Source organism: Paenibacillus sp. GM2 (assembly GCF_900069005.2).
GTDB lineage: Bacteria > Bacillota > Bacilli > Paenibacillales > Paenibacillaceae > Fontibacillus.
The window spans coordinates 136348-155679 of sequence record NZ_LN831279.1 but is presented as its reverse complement, the minus strand read 5'-3'; the positions used below and the strand labels follow the sequence as shown (position 1 = coordinate 155679).

The window sequence follows — 19332 nt, the reverse complement described above, 5'->3', positions numbered from 1 at the left end:
TAGAATATCATCAGCGCAGCTGATAACATATAAAATCTATATCTGACAGGAAATTAACCTGCGAAGTCATCCTCGGCAGCAAATCTTGAGTGCACCCGGGGCTTTTGGTGCTCACGTACCACCTGCATACACCCCGCTCCTCAACGCCTAGATTCATCCAAGCTTCTCGGTGCTGAAAAATCAGCCTTTTTGAACGAACACATATAGAGGTAGTTCACTCGTACATATTGAATAGCATCCTAACTATTTTAGCACATACTGAGCAAAATGAGGCGCATTTTATAAAATTTGAAAATGAATCAGATCTGTTCCGGCCTGTAGGCGGCGAGAAGATCCATCGTACGTCTGAACAAAGCAGTCGCTTGATGCTCCGATCCTTCCGGCTTGCTCTCTACAAGCACGCTTACCGCATACTTAGGCTTCTCCACGGGACCATATCCAATGAACCATTGGTGATTGTATTTTTTACCTGCTTTTTCGACCTGTGCTGTACCGGACTTGCCCGCTAAATGCCAATCGGCTTGTCTAAGCGATCTCCCCGTTCCCGATTCAACCACTTCATTCATCCAGGACAACAGCAAGCCAGCCGTGCGAGGCGATACTTGCCCCGCCCTTGTCCCCCCTCGATGCTCCGGCATATTCGTGAGCAGCGAGCCATCGCGGAAGTGGATCTCGCTCACCAGACGCGGTGATGTAACCCGCCCTTGATGGAGCAGCGTCACGACCATATTGGCTGCCTGCAGTGGAGTAACCAGAACATCGCGCTGCCCGATCGCGGTCTGGACCAGCACCCCTCCATCAATTGGCGAATTGCCGTGAAAAATCGCCCCCGCTTCCTCATGGTCGAATTGCCAAAGATCATCACCGCCCATGAATTTCTCCTCATGCCAGCCGACCTTATGGCCGAGGCCAAGCTTGGCCGCAGCAAGTTCAATGCTGCCGGGCGACAAACGTTCGCCCAATGTCGCAAACACGATATTGCAAGAATGGGCGTAGCCTTGTTCCAGCGTAATATCGCCATGTCCGCCTTTCTTCCAACAGGCTAATCCGTATTTTCCATATTGCCCCGAGCAATGGAACACTTCTCCCGGCTTAGTGACTCCACTCTCCAGGGCAGCCGCTGCAATGACGGTCTTGAAAATGGAACCGGGCGGGACAGCCTTCAAAGCGCGATTGCCCCAACTGCCTCCGGTCAGGTCAATATGATTAGGATCGAAGAACGGTCTTGAGACCATCGCTGCCACATCTCCGTTCTCCGCATCAAGAACAACCACCGCGCCCTCCTTCACCTTCATCTCTTCCGTAAGCGCTTCTAATTTTTGCTGCAGCGCGATATCAATCGTCGTTCTGATCTGCAGCGGATGGAAGCGTTCCTCCGGGCCTTTAACTCGGGTGCCTACATTCGGAAAGGGCTCCCGCTTCCCATCTACCGCGTAATAAACCCTTGTACTTCCAGCGCCGCGCAAAAATCTGTCGAATGTCTTCTCCAAACCCGACGCCCCTACTTGCATAGTCAAAGGCAGGTGTTCGCTTTGCTTCCTGCTACCGCGAATCTGCTCGATCACATCCGGCCGCTGAGCTACATAACCAAGCCACTGCTGTCCGTTCTGACCGGATTGGTAGCGTACGACGTGAGGAAGCACCTCTATCCCTTCCATTTGAGCAAGTGATGGCTCCTTGACTCCGGACGAATGATCCAGGAGCCCATGCTTGCTATGAGAACCTGACCAAATATAAGGTACCTCAAGATTTGCCCATTTGCTCCTTAGCTCGCTCTCAGATACCCCCAAAGAAGCGGCGATACGTGCCAGATCCTCCTGAGCAGGCAGCTTCTTGATAGGGAACAATACAGGCGACCAGGTTGTAATCCCGGTCAATTGCCGGCCATATCGATCGAAAAAATTTCCTCTTCCCGGATCAAGCTCAATTCCCTGTTCCCGTTGCCGTACCGCCAATTCATTGATCGTTTTCCCCGAAGATGTCACTGCGGCAAACGCAGCATGGGTCTGAACCCAGGCAATCCTTAGCGTATATACAACAAAAAAAAGACTAAACACGATTAGAATATAAAATATGCGTCTTTTCCTAGCTAATGACATGTACATCCCCCTTTTTCCTTACAACTTCATTATTTCCCTGGAGAGGGATGTTAACACATGAGAAGAAGGAACAAGCAGACCCGTAGGATAACAGCAAAAAAACTGTCCCAAGAGCAAAATTACTCCTGGGACAGTTCTATTATATATATCGCTTAAACTGTAAATTTGGACAGCGATTCCTTCAAACCATTGGATACATTTTCCAGCTTTCCGGAAAGCTGCACCAGTTGATCGCTCACCGTCTGCTGCTCGCTGCTGAGCGATGCAACCTCTTCGGAGGTAGCCGAAGATTGCTGCGCAACAGCGCTGACGTTACTCATCGCTTCAGACAGAACGTTTTGCGATTCATTCAGATCATCAATAGAAGCCGTAACCATCTCGATTTGCTTCACGAAGCCTTCCATTTGATCCTGTACAGATACGAAGATCTGACTGGTTTCCTTCACAGAAGCAATCTGCTGTTGGAATAACGGACTTGCATCAGATAGGGCTTGGACCGTCTCATTCATTTCTTGCTGAATATTGTCTGTGATCTCTCCGACCATCGTAATCGATTGACGGGACTGATCTGCCAGCTGGCGGATCTCATCGGCTACGACCATAAAGCCGCGCCCTGCTGCACCGGCCCGCGCCGCTTCAATCGTTGCATTCAAGGACAGGATATTCGTCTGCTGCGTAATATTCTGCATTACTTCCAGCACCTTCAGCACAGAAGATGTACTCGATTTCAGAGCGTCTACCTTCTCGGTCAGTGAATTAACAATATCCACTGTAGAGTTCGTTTGTGCAAGCAGCCCATTCAAATATTCGGTACCCTGCTGGCTTGACTTCTCTACCTGATGAGCAGCGGTCTCCATCTGCTTGTTCGCTTGTACAACCTGTTCCATTTGTCGGGATATGTTCTCTGTAAGCTCATTGCCGCGCTCGGCTTCATTAGCCAGGCTGGTAGCTCCGTTAGCGATTTCCTCTGTAGCGATAGCAATCTCTTTGGCAGAGATAGCTGTCTTGTTGGAAGCCTGCGTCAATTCAGTTGCCGTGTCCAAAACATCCTTCGCTGAATGATTCGTCTGTTTCACAAGCTCAGTAATATGCTCCATCATCACGTTGAAGCTATTTGTCAATTGACCGATCTCATCCTGTGATTTCGCCTTCAACCGTACATTCAGGTTCCCTCTGGAGCCTTCTTCCATCAAGTTCTTCAACTGTGCCAACGGATGGGCAATCATTCTAACCATCCACATAGCAATCAGGATTGTAATTAAGGCGACAACAGCTGCAGCTATGTATGTTGTGAGCAAAATGCCTTTGGCATCCTTCACAAGTTCGGCGGTGCTAACTGTACCAATTAACTTCCAGTCGGCAGCTGTAAAATCGTTATACACAGCCAGTACGGAATTGCCTCCCGCATCCTTGATGCGAACGCCTCCACTCTTGTCTACCGCTTTGGACAAATCATACTCAGAAGCTTCACCTGATTCCGCTTCCACCGATGAACCGATAACTACATTATCCGCTCCGACGATTTGCAGCTTTGAATTGTCACCAAAATTAATTTCCTTCAAGTAGTTCTCCAACACCTCAACATTCAGGTCTTGTACGAGAACGAAACGCTTGGAAGTAGTAACGCTCGATAAGGAACGAATCAATCGTATAGTCGATTTGCCATTACTCTTCTCAGGCACTTTAATCCAGCGTGTACCGACCGTCTTGGACATTTCTTCGTACCAAGGCTCCTTACGCGCTGCTTCGAAGAATGTCTGAGTCGAGCTGCCGGTTGAAATATCATCCACGCTGCCGTCCACACTCAGCATATAAACCGCTTCTACCCCTTTGCTTGAATAGACGAGGGAATTCAACCGGTTCCTGATATCGTTAATGGTTGTGAAACGGTCGTATTCAGACACGCCGGACAGAGAAGCATTCATAATCGCCTTTTGCATTTCATTGTCCAGGAAGGTCTGTTGCAGAGTCTCTTCATACTTTTGCAAAATAATGTCCAGCTTCTGCGATGTTTGTACTATCGTTTGCAGGTTGGCATTTTCCGCATTATCCTGAATCGTCGACTTCGCCATTTGATAGGACAATATCCCAATAGCTAATACGAAGAACATGATCGCCACGAAGAAAATCAGAAACAGACGAACACCTACAGATTTAGAAGGATTTATTTGTGTTGGAAGAAGATTTGAAACGTTGTCTTTCCAACTTGAAATAAGCTTCTTTTCCCCACTTGATTTAGTTTGTTTCTTCTGCTTGTTCTTGCTGTCAGCTGCTTGGCCCTCCTTCTTCGGAACCAGACCCATGTCAATCACCCACCGCTCATAATAGTTGTATGCCGTGAAACTAGGCTAGAGGTCATGCCTCTATTACTAAATACCAACATCGCCTCATACTTAGTCTATTCGACAAACGATGTCATACTCCTATATGTATCGGTATAACAAGGGGGTATTTTTTAGTGGAATTTGTTGAATTTTATCATTTAACACAAAAAAGGGCCTTTCGTCCTATGATCGAAAAGCCCTAATTTCAGTGATATACAAGTCGCATCTCGTCTATTTCTTCTTACGCATCATATCAAAATAAGATACAGGATAATCCACCTTCATCTTGATTCTTTGCAGCGGATGACGAGCCGCATCCAGCTCATTACCTTCTTCGTCCCAGATCTTGCCCACCGTCTGCTTAAAGAAAGTGCCATTCGGACCGAAAAATTCAATCTCATGACCCGGTTTGAAATGATTGCGCTGCTGAATGACAGCCATGCCCGTAGCATGATCATAGTCCATGACAAGGCCGGCAAAGTCATACGGCATTGCCTTCTCTTCCGGTTCATAAATGTGATCCTCATGATCGGGAATATCGTAGAAGAAGCCGGTGTTGACCGGGCGATTGGCCGCCTTCTGAATCTCCTCCAGCCATTCCGGTTTAAGAACATAATTGTCCGGATCAGCCATATAAGCATCGATCGCCTGACGATATACGTTGACGACCGTAGCCACATAGTGAATGGATTTCATACGACCTTCAATCTTGAAGCTGTCTACGCCCGCATCAATCAAATCAGGGATATGCTCAATCATGCACAAATCCTTGGAGCCCATCGTAAAGGCATTGTCGCCTTCATTGAATAATGGCAATTGATTAACCCCAAGCTGGAATTGGCGCAATACCGAGCTTTCTCTCGCTTCTTCTTCAGAGATCCATGTTTCGACCGGTCTGGCATCTTCGAACAGATCATATTTCCAGCGGCAAGATTGACAGCATCCGCCCCGGTTGGAGTCACGGTCTGTGAAATGATTGGACAGTACACAGCGGCCGGAATAAGAGGAGCACATCGCCCCGTGAATAAAAGCTTCGATCTCTACATCTACATGCTGCTTGATTTCTTCGATCTCTTCCAGGCTTGTCTCCCGTCCCAGAACTACACGCGGCAGACCTTCATCCTTCCAAAACTTCACAGCCTGCCAGTTCACCGTCGATTGCTGAGTGCTAAGATGCACTTCCAGCTCTGGCACAAGACGGCGTGCCGTATCAACAATAATCGGGTCGGCAGCGATAATCGCCGCAATTCCGACGGAATGCAGGCCGCGCAAATAAGCCTCAATCCCCGCCAAATCCTCATTGTGGGCATATATATTTGTAGCCACAAATACTTTGGCTCCATATTTTTTAGCAAATTCAACGCCCTCGCGCATTTCCTCCAGACTGAAATTGTCAGCACCTGAGCGAAGACCGTATTTTTGACCCCCGATGTAAACCGCATCTGCTCCATAGTGGATTGCAAATTTCAATTTCTCGAGGTTTCCTGCCGGAGCCAGCAGCTCTGGCTTCTCCAAACGGTATCGCTTGCCGGTATATTTGCGTATGTGTCTCTCCGCAGTTTGCATGAATTCGTTCACCTCTAGAAATTTTTAATCGTTAAATGACATGTTCAAAAAAGTCCGACTTTCAGCACCAAAGCTCAAGCTTCCGATGTGCGTTCTCTCAAAACGCTTCTGTTGATAAAGACAGGGTCACGCTATATCGCAAGAAAACCTATCTCTGAACGACGAGACGATCACTCTCTTTGGAGGGCTTCGATCAATTTTCTTATCAAAGTGGACTATTAACTTTTTGAACTACCTCTTAAATTAATACACTTGTTCTTTATAGAAAAATCCGAATGACAACTCACGCTCAGGATCCTGAGCCTCACGAATTTTCTCAATCCAGGCTTCCTCAAACTCATAGGCTTCCGGATCGGTAAAATAAGTGTCAATCGCTTGACGATAGATACGAATAACTGCCTCGTTATAGCTCACCGGCTTAAGAATCGTCTCGATCTTCAAGCTGTCTACCCCAGCGCCCAGCAGCATATGAAGATCTTCCAGAATACAAATATCGTCGGAGCTCATAATATGTGTTCCATTACGATCCTCATAGATCGGGAATTTCTCATCCTGGCGCTCCGCCTCGATCAAGAACAGCCCGCGCTCCATACCTACGGATTCATTCTCGCCAATCACCCGGCCCTGATGCGCCATATAATTGCGTACCAGACTGCGTTTGGAATGGTAAATATTCGTCATCCCATGCACTTGCACCTCGGACTCGATTTGCAAATGCGGCTGCATTTCCGTAATCTCGTCCATATTCAGCTCACGAGCCAGCACGACGCGGCTGGCCCCTTTGCTGCCCCAATAGTTCGCCGTCATATAATTCGTCGAAGTCATTTCCGCGTTCCAGTGCAGCTTCAATTGAGGAGCTAGCTCCTTCACCGTCTGCAATACGGATGGATCGCCAAATTGAACGGCATCCACCCCGGCGGCCCCAAGCTGCTTCACATAATCCGGCAGATCCTTGAGCAGCTCATTACTCATTAAAATGTTGATACATACATATATTTTAGCCCCGCGTTCATGGGCAATCCTGACTGCTTCAGCAATTTCGGCCGGGGTAAAAGCACCTGGCAGACGCATGCCGAATTTATCCTCGCCAATAAGAAAGGCATCCGCTCCACAATCAAGATATGCCTGCAGCTCCGCAAGGGAGCCTGCGGGAACAAGCAGTTCCGGTCTGTTACCCATTCTATACACCTCGGTTATTTAGCTGTTGCCTTGCTCTTCTCAATATTCTTCAAATGCTCTTTGTAGGTCTTGGCAAACAGATGCTCGCCGCTGCCATCCTTCTTCGTCACATAGAACAGATACTCCGAAGCTTCCGGCGCAAGCGCGGCCTCGATAGATTTCAGGCTTGGCGCTGCGATCGGCCCTGGCGGCAGTCCCTCATACAAATAAGTATTATAGGGGCTGTCGACTTTTCTCAGGTCCGAATTCATTAAGCGCTCTTTAGGTTTGTCTAACAGATATTGAACAGTGGCATCAATCTCTAGCTTCATGTTTTTAGCAAGCCGATTATAGATGACGCCAGCTACCAGACTTCGTTCCGAATCAACGACGACTTCACGCTCCACAAGGGAAGCGACTGTCATTATTTCATTCAGACTAAGACCGCTTTTCTTCAACTGTTGTTCAAAATCAGCAATCTTGTGCAGACGCTGATCCGTCTCCGTGAACATCCGGTTGATAATCTCCTGCTCGCTGCTGCCCTTCTTCAACTCATAGGTTTCCGGGAATAAATACCCTTCCAGTCTGAATTTCATCTCCGCTTGATCGGGAATATCAGCCAGCAGCTGACTGTCGATGCCTGTAGGGGACTTGGCCAATTTCAGGAAAGTATCCTCATTAATGAATCCCTGCTCGGATAAGGTCTTGGCCATCTGCTTGACGGTATACCCCTCCGGGATAGTAAAACGGATCATCTCCGCTTTGACAATATCTCCGCTGTTCAGCTTGGCGATAATCTCATCATAATCCGCACCGGGATTTATATCATAAGTACCCGCCTGAAAACGGCTACCCTCGGATTTCAACTTTAAATACGATTTGAACAAGAACGCATTCTTGATGAGTCCTTGCTGCTCCAGGGTATCAGCTATGCTGCTCGTCCGCATTCCAGGTTCAATCGTAACCCTCACCGCTTCTTCCGAAGCTTTCACTGGCTGTATACCATAATAAATATAGGTACCGCCCGCTCCCGCTGCAATAATAATAATCAGAATAAATGCGAGGAACCATTTCAATGCTGTCTTCATAGCCCACTCCTCTACAGCAAAAAGAGCGGGATTCCCGCCCTTATGCCGATTTATATTAGCTCATCAGATAACACAATCGATCGTATTCAAGAGATGTCCTGCCGAACTCATTCAGGGAACGTAAGTTCACCGTATAGCTCAGATACATTCTCCCACTCTTCATCATCTTCGATGGTAACAAGCTCTAGCTCCCCATCCGAGGACTGAACAATCTTGAACAATTCGGGCTCTTCTACAGAAGAAGAGTCTTGATCAGGGCGTAAAGCGGCGTAAGCTGCTCCCGCCACGTCAAATTCATTCTCGACAGTATAATAGGAAGCCTTGCCCTGTTCATCTTGAAGCTCGACGATGGTACCGTAAGCATCACGAACCCGTGACGTCCACACTACCTTCTCCGCTGAAAAATCAGTCATCGTTGTCCTCCCCGTCGAATTCATCAACCAGGGTGTTGAATGTCTCTTCAACGATCTCCCATTCTTCATCGCTCTCGATTGTGTACAGTTTCAGGTCATCGCCGTCTTCCTCGTAGCGGAAGGCATATACTTCTTCGCTCTCTTCATCATCATCATCATGATCCTCGGAATCCAAAGGAACGACCATCATATATTTGGCGTCGGAACCGTCAACTTCGAACTTCATAATTACTTCGAATTCTTCTTCATTCCCCTCTTCGTTGGGAATATAAATAATTTCCGGTTCTTCTTCATAGCCAATACGATCTTTAGACATAGCGATCACCCTCACTTTTTACTCTTAGAGTCCAAATAATTTTGCAAAATCAAGCTCGCGGCCATTTTGTCCACGACCCCTTTGCGTTTCTTCCTGCTCACATCTGCCTCGATTAGCGTTCGATGCGCTGAGACCGTAGTCAGACGCTCATCCCACAAGTGCACAGGCACCTGCAGCATTTCATGCAGCTGCTCCGCAAAGGCCTTGCATATTTCACCACGGGGGCCGATCGTACCATTCATATTCTTCGGAAGCCCGACTACGACCGCTTCCACTTCATGCTGGCTGACCAGCTCAGCGATCCGCTTCAGCTCCGCCCCTTCTTTACGGCGTTCAATGACTTCAAGTCCTTGGGCCGTCCATCCGAGCTCATCGCTAATCGCGACTCCGATTCGTGCATCCCCGTAATCAAGACCTAGAATTTTCATAACTTCTCCTAACGATGACCAGCCAAATAATATCTCACCAGTTCCTCAATCAGCTCGTCGCGTTCCTTCTTGCGAACCAAGCTTCTTGCGTTATTATGCCGTGGTATATATGCCGGGTCACCCGACAGCAAATACCCGACAATCTGGTTAATCGGATTATAGTCCTTCTCCTGAAGCGCATCATACACCGCAAGAAGAATATTTTCTGCCGACGCTTGCTGCTCATCCCCTGTTACATTGAACTTGACGGTTTTATCCATGGAGTCCATGACGACACCTCGCTTCCTCAGACATCCACCATCTGCTTAAATCGTCTTGATCTAATCTTACTATATCATATCACGGGCTCCATAAGGAAACATTCACTGAATAAAAGCTCCCAGGATCTCAGGACTTTAAAAGGTTGTTCAAAAAGTCCGCTTTTGATAAGAAAACCGATCGAAGTCATTCAAAGACGAGCGACTGCGATTCAAAGGCAGGTTTTCTTGCGATATGGAATTTCATCAGCCTATCTGATCACGAATCAATCCTATATCTAATCCAAAAGTAATACAGAGGGCCTATTTGACATCCGATTTTGAATTTAGCCGGGCCTAAGCAAATACTTGCGAAGTTATGTCCCTGGCTTCAAATCCACTCTCTCAGATGCTGAAACCTTTTTGAACTCGTTCTTTATGCCTGGGAAGCAATCCATTCTTCTGCTACCTTCAGAGCTTCCTCCAGTTTGGAAGCATCCTTGCCGCCGGCTTGGGCCATATCCGGGCGTCCGCCACCGCCACCGCCGCATACCGCAGCGACTTCCTTGACCAATTTGCCAGCATGCAACCCGCGCTTCACTTCCGACTGCGGAACTACGACAACAAAATTCACTTTATCTTGTGCAGCTGCTCCAAGAACCAGAACAGCATCAGGCAGCTTGACCTTCAGCTCATCCGCCAAGGTGCGCAGCGCATCCATGCTGCCTGCATCGACGCGAGCGGCCAGCAGCTTCGTCTCGCCAATGGTCACAACCTGGCTGGTTAGCGATCCGGCTTCGATCGAGCTCAGCTTGCCTTGCAACGATTCGTTCTCACGCTCCAGCTCCTTCAATTGATGCTGCAGTGCCTCAACCCGCTTCGGAACGTCGGCGATGTTCGCCTTGAGCAATCCCCCAGACTGCTTCAGAAGATCAAGCTGCTCTTCCATGAACTGGTAAGCTCCGCGACCGGTTACTGCCTCGATCCGTCTTACGCCCGAGCCGATGCCACTCTCGCTGATCAGCTTGAACAGTCCAATCTCCGCCGTATTGTTCACATGACATCCTCCACACAACTCGAGGCTGTAGTCCCCTGCTTTAACGACACGGACGACATCGCCATATTTCTCGCCGAACAGGGCCATGGCTCCTAAAGCCCTCGCTTCGTCAATAGGCATTTGCCGGATGACGATATCGAGTGCGTTCCAGATCTGCTCATTCACACGGCGTTCTATTACGGCAAGCTCCTCAGCAGAGATGCTGCCCAGGTGAGAGAAGTCGAAGCGCAGACGTTGCGGCTCCACCAAAGACCCTGCTTGATTAACATGCTCGCCAAGCGTTTCTTTTAACGCTTTGTGCAGCAAATGCGTAGCCGTGTGGTTCTTCACGATGTCACGGCGCATTTCGCCATTTACTTCCGCCTTCACGTCTGTACCGGTACGCAGTTCGCCGGACAGTACGGTCACTTGATGCACATGCTGACCACGCGGCGCCTTGAACAATCCGGTAACCTCAGCACTTGAGGAAGCATCGGAGATGATCCCCTGGTCGCTGACTTGTCCGCCGCTCTCCGCATAGAATGGCGTCTTCTCCAGAATGATTTGGCCTGTCTGCCCTGCGGACAGCACATCAACAAATACATCCTCGAATACGATCGCCACAATTTTAGTAGTAACATTAAGCTCATTATATCCAACGAACTCCGATTTAGTCGTCAAATCCGAGAGAACTCCGCCCTGAATCTTCATGCTGGCTCCATCATGACGAGCCGAACGCGCACGCGCACGCTGTTCCTCCATCGCCGCTTCGAAGTCCTCACGGTCTACATTCAGACCATGTTCAAGCGCAAAGTCTTCCGTCAAATCCAGCGGGAATCCATAAGTATCATAGAGCTTAAAGGCATTCGCTCCGCTAATCACTGTATGACCTGCTGCCTTGGCCTCTGCGCTCATCTCCGCCAGAATAGCCAAGCCTTCGGTCAGTGTCTCATGGAAGCGTTCCTCTTCGTTATGGACGATCTTCTCAATAAATTCACGTTTCTCAACCACATCCGAGTAGTAGCTGCCCATTACTTCACCAACCGTTTCTACCAGCGTGTACATGAACGGCTTGTCCAGGCCAAGCATCTTCCCATAACGAACTGCCCGGCGCAGCAAACGGCGAATGACATACCCGCGGCCTTCATTAGAAGGAAGCACGCCATCGGATACAGCAAACGCAACTGTACGGATATGGTCAGCAATAACTTTAAACGCTACATCCAGGTCTTCCTTTTCCCCATACTTCACATTAGCCAGTTTGGCTGTCTTCTGAATCAGCGGCTGGAACAGATCTGTATCGAAGTTGGAGTTCACATCCTGCAGAATGGAGGCGAAGCGCTCCAGGCCTGCCCCGGTATCGATATTCTTGTTAGGGAGCGGTGTGTAGCTGCCGTCCTTATTGTGATTGAATTGCGAGAATACCAGGTTCCATACTTCGAGATAACGCTCGTTCTCTCCCCCCGGATACATCTCCGGATCAGAAGCATCGCCATACGCTTCACCGCGATCATAGAAAATTTCGGTACATGGCCCGCATGGACCCTCGCCAATATCCCAGAAGTTGTCCTCCAGCTTGATGATCCGTTCAGCCGGCAGGCCAACCTTTTCATTCCACAGCTTGAAGGCTTCTTCATCTTCAGGATATACAGTTACAGACAGGCGCTCCGGATCGAAGCCAATCCACTCTTTGCCGGTCAGAAATTCCCAAGCCCAAGTGATTGCTTCTTCCTTAAAATAATCACCAATGGAGAAGTTGCCCAGCATTTCGAAGAAAGTATGGTGTCGGCGCGTCTTGCCGACATTTTCAATATCATTGGTACGGATACATTTCTGCGAATTCGTCAGGCGCGGATTCTCCGGCTTCACCCGGCCATCAAAATAAGGCTTGAGCGGTGCCATACCAGCATTGATCCACAGCAGGGACGGATCGTTATGCGGTACGAGCGAAGCGCTTGGTTCGATTTTATGCCCCTTGCTGGCAAAGAACTCCAGCCATTTGGAGCGAATTTCACTTGCTTTCATTGAATACTCCCCCTAATTATTAACGTTTGGTTAAGCCAGTTTGCTACATCGAATTGTAAACATTTGTGAAAATTTGTGACAATCTGAAAAACAAAAAAACGCCCTCTGAAATTCAGGGACGATTTAATCGCGGTACCACCCTGGTTATCGCTGTAATAATGCCGGCTGAAGTATCCTCTGGAACCCTTATCCAAAGTCATCTTCCGTATTCCGGATCTAGCGATCGCCTTGATCAGTCCGATAACGGGGACCTGCCGGTGATTTTGAACTCACACTCAGAAATCAGCTTTCCATCCGCCCGTATTTCGGGTTCTCTCAGCCATCATACCTTGCTGTGTCTATAAAGACCATCGGATATGAAGAAACCCTTCTCTGCAAAAATCCGTTTGCGAATGTACTTCATTTCATCATCGCTTTGCTGCTATAATTGGGGGTTTCCCCGAAATAGCTTCAAGACATATTTTTCGAACATAACATTTTTAGTATATAGGGCAACATGCACAGTGTCAATGCACCCCTTCTGAGCGTTGTCGATGGCTTGCCGATCGGTATGCTTCGGCTTCTGAACTGCAATGGCAGCTACTGTACTAACATTTACAGCGATAGCAACATTATCCGTCACATCGAAATCTGCAACAAACGAGTCCAATAAAGTACCGTTAAACCTTTCACTATGTAATCATATTTAACCGTGAAATGAGAAATACCCCCCAGGGTTATCACAAGCCACGGAGGGTTAAGTACCAATAATGCGTATTCCGGAAGTGAAGTGATTATATTACAGATCGCTCTATATCGTCTTCCGACGCACATAGTAAGTATAGAAATGCTGCAGAATCACCTTGCCCACTGCAAACATAGGCACCGCAACGATCAGCCCGGGAACACCCGCGATCTCGCCGCCGACAAGCAGAGCAAAAATGATCAACATCGGGTGCAAATGTAATGTTCGGCCCACCACCTGCGGCGAGATAATATTGCTCTCGATGGTCTGGCATAACATATTAACGAGCAGGACGAACAGCGCCATTTTCCAGGAAATCGTTAATGCCATTAGCAGGGCTGGAGCAGCCCCCAGAAAAGGGCCCAGATATGGAATAATGTTGCATACAGCAACAACACCTGCCAGCAATAGAGCGAAGGGCATGCCGATAATCATATATCCAATATAAGCCAGCACACCGATAATGACGCAGACAAGCAGCTGCCCGCGAATATAGTTCCCCAGTGCTTCATCAATCTCCTTTAGCAACGAGACGATCGATTTGCGATGGGTTCGGGGAAGGTACTGCAGGATCATACGCTCGAACGTATCAAAGTCTTTGAGGATATAGAAGATGAGGAAAGGGATAATGAACACGTTGAAGACAATATTCAAGGTCGTACCGATATTGTTAAGAAAATCAGAGATTGCCGTGGCCATTCGTTGTTCGACCTGAAAGAACCAGTTGTTCATTCCCATGCGAATGCTTCCCGGAAGAATACTGTTATCAAAGCGGTTCATAAATTGCTGCGTATGCATGGTTAGCTGCGGCAAATGTTCGCCCAATTCCTCAAGCTGCTCTACGAACATGGGGATGACATTCATCAGAATAACCGATAGGCTCGTTAGAAACACCGCGTAAATAAGCAGCACTGCCATCGTTCTTGGGACCTTCCGTCCGCCAAGCATTTTAACAATCGGATTAAGTACATAGGAGATAATCATGGCGATCACAAATGGGGCAAAGATCGCTTTCAGAAATTCGTAAATAACAGCAAACATCGGGCGGAGCTGCCAAACAAAATATAAAATAATGAGCCCCAGCAGCAGCCAGACTCCATAACGGAACAGCTTGCTCTTCAGGAACGGCTCCATTGTCTCTCATTCCTCCCTGCATATGGACCAGCTATGGAAAGTATATGCGAAGGCCTGGAAAAATAACCGCGCCATGCAAAAAGCCCTCCTCCCGAAATGGGAGAAGAGCTTGTTACAATCAGACTGTTGCTCTCAATTAAGAGAGATGGATTTGCGGGAAATCCTGCATGGATTCATCACCAAAGAACAAGTCATCCAAGGAGCTGAGGGTCCCATCTTCTTCTACTTGATAGACCGACATCTTATCTCCGTTCACAGTCAATTCAATAAAGCAGCCCCAGCAATAATATTGGTGCGAACCGATCTTGCCAATATCTTTGGAACTGCAATTTGGACATTTCATCATACACATCACCTATCCTATACGTTAACTGAATTCATCGTTCTCCAGCAGTTTTTGCTCACTGTTTGCAGGGACCATAATAGCATGCTCCCCCTTCGTCATTTCCGAAATATAAGGAAGCTTCTTGCGACCCTCGATCAGATCGGACAAGAAGCCGTCACTGATTTCAATACCTGTAATTGTATTACCCATTTCTTGGTCAAAATAAACATCGCTAACATAACCGATCATCGAACCGTCCGCGGTAAGAATGGGCAGTTCCTTAATTCTGCCGCTACCTGATAAGAAGGTAAGCTGTATATTCTCGGCATTCCATACTTGGATAGCCTGTTGATTGCGAATCATCACGGCATCTTCGCCGTATGCGACGATATCATTCCAAGGGACCGCCCTAAGGCGCGGAGAGAAGAGCATTTTCCCCTCTAATTGAATCCCCGAGATGGTCCAATCCTGATCAAGCAGGATATCCGAGACCTTCCCGACCCTTTTACCGTTCTCTATATCAAATACAGCAAGTCCTATTAATTGCTGCAGCCTCACAGTATGCGGTCCTCCTAAAGCAGGGCACCCCTGAACGTCCCGCAATAAAAAACATAATCCTCCTCCCTCAGAATGGATAGAAAACGACTAATATTTTCTACTACGTATACGATCGAGAATGGTTGCAATTTTTTTTGCAGTAATTTTAATTTCTTCTATAGTATTACCCAACCCGAAGCTAAATCGAACCGCGGATTGTAAAAGAATTGGCGGAAGATGCATCGCTTCAAGCACATGCGAAGGCTCTAATGACCCTGAAGTACAGGCCGAGCCGCTGGAAATTGCAATTCCCTCCATGTCCAGATTCATAAGCATCGTCTCTGTACCGCATTCCGGGAAGCTGATATTCAGGATGTGAGCCAGATGGTGCTCAGGATGGCCATTAATATGATAATGACTGCTGCCAACCAGCGCTTCAAGCTCTGCCAGCAGCACCCGGCGCAGCTCTTCATCACGGCTTGTCCGTTCGCGGATTTCCAGCTTGGCCAATTCGGCCGCTTTGGCGAAGCCAGCGATTCCGGCCATATTTTCAGTGCCTGCCCGGCGCGTCCGCTCTTGCAGCCCGCCATATTGCAGGGGCTCCAGCTTGATATTTTTGCCTACGTATAATGCACCTACGCCTTGCGGGCCGTTAATTTTATGTGAAGAGAAGCTCATTAGATCGACGGGTAATTCGCTTAGATGAATCGGCAAGGCCCCTAGCGCTTGCACCGCATCAACATGAAAAACGATATCATGCTCAGCCGTAATCCGTCCGATCTCTGCAATTGGCTGAATCGTTCCAACTTCATTGTTGGCATACATGACCGAGACGAGAATCGTATCGGGACGGATCGCTTCGGTTACCTGCTCCGGATGAATTCTACCATATCGATCGACTGGCAAATAAGTAACTTCATACCCATCTTTTTCCAACCTCTGGCATGTATGCAGCACCGCATGGTGTTCAGTCATTGTCGTGATGATATGCTTGCCCCGTCCCGCACGGGCAGCAGCAATTCCGAACAAAGCCAGATTATCGCTCTCCGTCCCCCCCGCGGTGAACACCAATTCATCGGGTCGGCAGCCTACCACCGTGGACACCTGATCCCGTGCTGAGCTGATCAGTCTCTTAGCTGCACGTCCGAAGGAATGAATGCTGGAAGCATTCCCGTATTGCTCTGTCATCACCTTCATCATCACTTCAGCTACTTCAGGGCGGATGGGGGTAGACGCCGCATGGTCCAAATATATATTGTTCATTTTCATGAATATCACCTTATCCCTATAGATCTATATCTGTCCGTATAATATTAACTGCAAAATGCAGGCTTTTCAGCCTATCTCCTTTAGATTAAGCCGAAATCCGTGAAAAATCTGCATTTTTGCAGGAATCTCCGGTTTAAAACATCTATTTTCAGAAAAACTGTATTTCTGCAAAATTTGTCATCTGTCCAGGCCCACGGCTCGGACAATTACCCATATTTGATTAGATTCAACAGTCCCCTGTTGTCCAGCTATAAGACGCAGTACGCCGCACAAAAGTTTTTGTACGAACAAGCCAATTCTATGTATCGTATAGGTTTCAAACGGCTCTAACCGATCATGTTTCCTTCGTGCTGCTCCATTGCGCTCCAAACGGCCCCAGCCGCTCAACCATGCGATTCTTGGCAAGGATACTATAGCACCGTTGCCACAGCTCAGCAATGCCGTTTCCTGCAATTTGATGCAAAAATGACTCCTTTCCAGGAGTCATTTTTGCGAGTTTATATCCGGATTTTCCCACTTATGGAAGGTAAGTAGCACTAAATTCATCTGCAAATCCAATTAGATGTAAAACATGTAGTTTTCTTTAGTGCTTTGCTCTTCGAATGTAATTAAATCCTCCAGGGTCGTAGAATCCAACACTTCAGCGATGCTGTCGCGGATTCTAAGCCACAGATCACGTTTGGCCGGATCATCCTCCTCCGTGAAATCCACCGGTGAGATCGGTCCTTCAAGTACGCGGATAATATCCCCGGCTGTTATCTCGGAGGCGTCGCGGGACAGAATGTAGCCGCCATACGCGCCGCGGACGCTCTTAACGAGTCCAGCATTACGAAGCGGGGCAATCAATTGTTCCAGATAATGCTCCGATAATTGATTTTTCTCAGCGATACTTTTCAGGGAAGTTGGTCCCTCGCCGAATTTTGCCGCCAGCTCCATCATGATCGTTAAGCCATAGCGTCCCTTTGTAGAAATCTTCAAAGAAGCCACCTCTTTCAATTTTCAAATAATCTTTATATAATGGAACCTTGATCAAGAAGAGAATAGTATAACTCTCTATTCCTATCACTTACCTCTGCTTATCGTATCATATCCTTTATAGCTTTGGGAAATAAATCTCACATCAAAATCGTACATTTATTGGGCGACGCTAGCTGAAGACAAACTGATCGTATACATCGCCGGGGTATATGTTACAATAAAGAACAGGCCAATATCGGTCCTAAAGGAGTGAAAAAATATGTCTAAACCAAATAGCGAGACTCGCATCGTAGTGGGTATGTCCGGCGGCGTAGATTCCTCCGTAACCGCACTGCTGTTGAAGCAACAAGGCTATGATGTGATCGGAATTTTCATGAAAAACTGGGATGATACCGATGAATTCGGAGTCTGTACGGCAGAGCAGGATGCTGAGGATGTGCGGCGTGTCTGCGAACAGATCGATATCCCTTACTATACAGTGAATTTTGAAAAAGAATACTTCGATAAAGTCTTTGCCTATTTTCTCGAAGAATATAAGCGCGGCCGTACCCCAAATCCGGATGTCATGTGCAATCGCGAGATCAAGTTTGGGGAGTTCCTTCAAAAAGCGCTCGATCTTGGCGCCGATTATGTCGCTACCGGACACTATGCCCGCGTGATCAATGACGCTGATGGATACAAGCTGCTTCGGGGAATCGACAGCAACAAGGATCAAACTTACTTCCTGAATGCCCTGAGCCAGGAGCAATTGTCCAAGGCCATGTTCCCAATCGGTCATTTGCCGAAGCCCGAGGTACGACGGATTGCTGAAGAAGCCGGATTATATACCGCGAAGAAAAAAGACAGCACCGGCGTCTGCTTCATCGGCGAGCGTAATTTCCGTGAGTTCCTGAGTCAATATTTGCCGGCTAAATCCGGCGAAATGATTGACATCGTAACGGGTGAGGTCAAAGGCCGCCACGACGGCCTGATGTATTACACGCTCGGTCAACGACAAGGACTTGGCATCGGCGGATCGGGTAATGGGGAGCCCTGGTTTGTCGCCGAGAAGGATCTGGAGCACAACATCCTGTATGTTGTACAAGGCGACAAGCATCCAAGCCTCTACTCCACTGAGCTGACAGCATCCGGTATCAACTGGATTGCCGGTCAGGACAAGCTGCCGCAAGAGCCGTTTCAATGCACCGCCAAGTTCCGTTACCGTCAACCGGATCAAGGCGTAACGATGATCCCGAACGCGGACGGCACAGTGCGCGTCGTCTTCGACCAGCCGCAGAAGGCCATTACCCCAGGACAAGCGGTCGTCTTCTATGACGGCGAAGTTTGCCTCGGCGGCGGCACCATTGAAGCCCCAAAGAAGGTCGCTAATGCCAATTCTTGAGCCTCAACAAATAAAAGGCAGATTCACTCTTTATCGTGGATCTGCCTTTATTTATTTCTAACGAAACGGGATAACGTTATTTCGGCCGAAATGGGCTGCGCAAAGTTGTAACGAAACTGGGTATCGCTATTGCAGCAAAATAGTGGCTTAAAGTCTCGAATTCCCCCGAATAACGATCTGAAGTTTCGTTAGATTTTATTTTCCGCTGTTTTTAGGGAAATAGCGTTATGAAGTTTCGTTAGAAAAACGCAGAAACGCCGCTTCTGCCAGCTTCTTCAAAAACGATACATCGCTG

The 19332-nt window shown here is 48.0% G+C and carries 17 protein-coding genes; 1 reads left to right on the top strand and 16 read right to left on the bottom strand.

The annotated features are described in order from the left end of the window. Positions 1-299 precede the first annotated feature (299 nt). The 16 genes from BN1360_RS10625 to cymR all read right to left on the bottom strand — a co-directional run bounded on the left by BN1360_RS10625 (position 300) and on the right by cymR (position 17656). Complete coding sequence (locus BN1360_RS10625; protein WP_068779838.1) at positions 300-2099, bottom strand: peptidoglycan D,D-transpeptidase FtsI family protein; 1800 nt, start codon at positions 2097-2099, stop codon at positions 300-302. Between the two features lie 152 nt (positions 2100-2251). Next, positions 2252-4402 carry a methyl-accepting chemotaxis protein gene (locus BN1360_RS10620; protein ID WP_068779837.1) on the bottom strand — a complete coding sequence of 717 codons (2151 nt, stop codon included), beginning with the start codon at positions 4400-4402 and terminating at the stop codon, positions 2252-2254. Positions 4403-4654: 252 nt separating this feature from the next. Further along, positions 4655-5989, bottom strand: coding sequence for a peptidase U32 family protein (locus BN1360_RS10615; protein WP_068779836.1), 1335 nt, complete (start codon positions 5987-5989; stop codon positions 4655-4657). A gap of 243 nt (positions 5990-6232) precedes the next feature. Then, a complete protein-coding gene (locus BN1360_RS10610; RefSeq protein WP_068779835.1) occupies positions 6233-7168 on the bottom strand; it encodes a peptidase U32 family protein in 936 nt (311 codons plus the stop codon). Positions 7169-7182: 14 nt separating this feature from the next. Beyond that, a complete protein-coding gene (mltG, locus tag BN1360_RS10605; protein WP_068779834.1) occupies positions 7183-8235 on the bottom strand; it encodes an endolytic transglycosylase MltG in 1053 nt (350 codons plus the stop codon). Positions 8236-8342: 107 nt separating this feature from the next. Further along, positions 8343-8648 (bottom strand): DUF1292 domain-containing protein, encoded by a 306-nt coding sequence (locus BN1360_RS10600; protein WP_068779833.1) that lies wholly within the window; start codon positions 8646-8648, stop codon positions 8343-8345. Continuing rightward, positions 8641-8964, bottom strand: a complete 324-nt coding sequence (locus BN1360_RS10595; protein WP_068780014.1) for a DUF1292 domain-containing protein — start codon at positions 8962-8964, stop codon at positions 8641-8643. Before BN1360_RS10595 ends, BN1360_RS10600 begins: the two co-directional genes overlap by 8 nt. 11 nt (positions 8965-8975) lie before the next feature. Beyond that, complete coding sequence (gene ruvX / locus BN1360_RS10590; RefSeq protein WP_068779832.1) at positions 8976-9392, bottom strand: Holliday junction resolvase RuvX; 417 nt, start codon at positions 9390-9392, stop codon at positions 8976-8978. 8 nt (positions 9393-9400) lie between these two features. Then, positions 9401-9661: an IreB family regulatory phosphoprotein gene (locus BN1360_RS10585; RefSeq protein WP_068779831.1), complete on the bottom strand. Its 261-nt coding sequence runs from the start codon at positions 9659-9661 to the stop codon at positions 9401-9403. Between the two features lie 403 nt (positions 9662-10064). Further along, positions 10065-12689 carry an alanine--tRNA ligase gene (gene alaS, locus BN1360_RS10580; RefSeq protein ID WP_068779830.1) on the bottom strand — a complete coding sequence of 875 codons (2625 nt, stop codon included), beginning with the start codon at positions 12687-12689 and terminating at the stop codon, positions 10065-10067. Between the two features lie 790 nt (positions 12690-13479). Next, complete coding sequence (locus tag BN1360_RS10575) at positions 13480-14547, bottom strand: AI-2E family transporter (RefSeq protein WP_068779828.1); 1068 nt, start codon at positions 14545-14547, stop codon at positions 13480-13482. Positions 14548-14683: 136 nt separating this feature from the next. Then, a complete protein-coding gene (locus tag BN1360_RS10570; RefSeq protein WP_082790016.1) occupies positions 14684-14890 on the bottom strand; it encodes a hypothetical protein in 207 nt (68 codons plus the stop codon). Positions 14891-14914: 24 nt separating this feature from the next. After that, the gene (locus tag BN1360_RS10565) at positions 14915-15430 is read right to left on the bottom strand and encodes a PRC-barrel domain-containing protein (protein ID WP_068779826.1); all 516 of its coding nucleotides are present in this window, start codon (positions 15428-15430) and stop codon (positions 14915-14917) included. Between the two features lie 87 nt (positions 15431-15517). Continuing rightward, the gene (locus tag BN1360_RS10560; protein ID WP_068780013.1) at positions 15518-16672 is read right to left on the bottom strand and encodes a cysteine desulfurase family protein; all 1155 of its coding nucleotides are present in this window, start codon (positions 16670-16672) and stop codon (positions 15518-15520) included. Between the two features lie 340 nt (positions 16673-17012). Beyond that, a complete protein-coding gene (locus BN1360_RS26220) occupies positions 17013-17141 on the bottom strand; it encodes a hypothetical protein (protein WP_256872305.1) in 129 nt (42 codons plus the stop codon). Positions 17142-17236: 95 nt separating this feature from the next. Further along, positions 17237-17656: a cysteine metabolism transcriptional regulator CymR gene (gene cymR / locus BN1360_RS10555; protein ID WP_068779825.1), complete on the bottom strand. Its 420-nt coding sequence runs from the start codon at positions 17654-17656 to the stop codon at positions 17237-17239. 259 nt (positions 17657-17915) lie between these two features. Between cymR and mnmA the strand changes: the two genes are divergently transcribed. Next, positions 17916-19037: a tRNA 2-thiouridine(34) synthase MnmA gene (gene mnmA, locus BN1360_RS10550; RefSeq protein WP_068779824.1), complete on the top strand. Its 1122-nt coding sequence runs from the start codon at positions 17916-17918 to the stop codon at positions 19035-19037. The last annotated feature ends 295 nt before the right edge of the window (positions 19038-19332 follow it).

What these genes read in the sequence shown, in the direction of transcription:
- BN1360_RS10595 (WP_068780014.1), bottom strand. Translation starts at nt 8,964, where the DNA reads ATGTCTAAAGATCGTATTGGCTATGAAGAAGAACCGGAAATTATTTAT.
- BN1360_RS10600 (WP_068779833.1), bottom strand. Translation starts at nt 8,648, where the DNA reads ATGACTGATTTTTCAGCGGAGAAGGTAGTGTGGACGTCACGGGTTCGT.
- alaS (WP_068779830.1), bottom strand. Translation starts at nt 12,689, where the DNA reads ATGAAAGCAAGTGAAATTCGCTCCAAATGGCTGGAGTTCTTTGCCAGC.
- BN1360_RS10625 (WP_068779838.1), bottom strand. Translation starts at nt 2,099, where the DNA reads ATGTCATTAGCTAGGAAAAGACGCATATTTTATATTCTAATCGTGTTT.
- BN1360_RS10575 (WP_068779828.1), bottom strand. Translation starts at nt 14,547, where the DNA reads ATGGAGCCGTTCCTGAAGAGCAAGCTGTTCCGTTATGGAGTCTGGCTG.
- ruvX (WP_068779832.1), bottom strand. Translation starts at nt 9,392, where the DNA reads ATGAAAATTCTAGGTCTTGATTACGGGGATGCACGAATCGGAGTCGCG.
- BN1360_RS10570 (WP_082790016.1), bottom strand. Translation starts at nt 14,890, where the DNA reads ATGAAATGTCCAAATTGCAGTTCCAAAGATATTGGCAAGATCGGTTCG.
- mnmA (WP_068779824.1), top strand. Translation starts at nt 17,916, where the DNA reads ATGTCTAAACCAAATAGCGAGACTCGCATCGTAGTGGGTATGTCCGGC.
- BN1360_RS10560 (WP_068780013.1), bottom strand. Translation starts at nt 16,672, where the DNA reads ATGAACAATATATATTTGGACCATGCGGCGTCTACCCCCATCCGCCCT.
- BN1360_RS10585 (WP_068779831.1), bottom strand. Translation starts at nt 9,661, where the DNA reads ATGGACTCCATGGATAAAACCGTCAAGTTCAATGTAACAGGGGATGAG.
- BN1360_RS10610 (WP_068779835.1), bottom strand. Translation starts at nt 7,168, where the DNA reads ATGGGTAACAGACCGGAACTGCTTGTTCCCGCAGGCTCCCTTGCGGAG.
- BN1360_RS10620 (WP_068779837.1), bottom strand. Translation starts at nt 4,402, where the DNA reads ATGGGTCTGGTTCCGAAGAAGGAGGGCCAAGCAGCTGACAGCAAGAAC.
- mltG (WP_068779834.1), bottom strand. Translation starts at nt 8,235, where the DNA reads ATGAAGACAGCATTGAAATGGTTCCTCGCATTTATTCTGATTATTATT.
- BN1360_RS10615 (WP_068779836.1), bottom strand. Translation starts at nt 5,989, where the DNA reads ATGCAAACTGCGGAGAGACACATACGCAAATATACCGGCAAGCGATAC.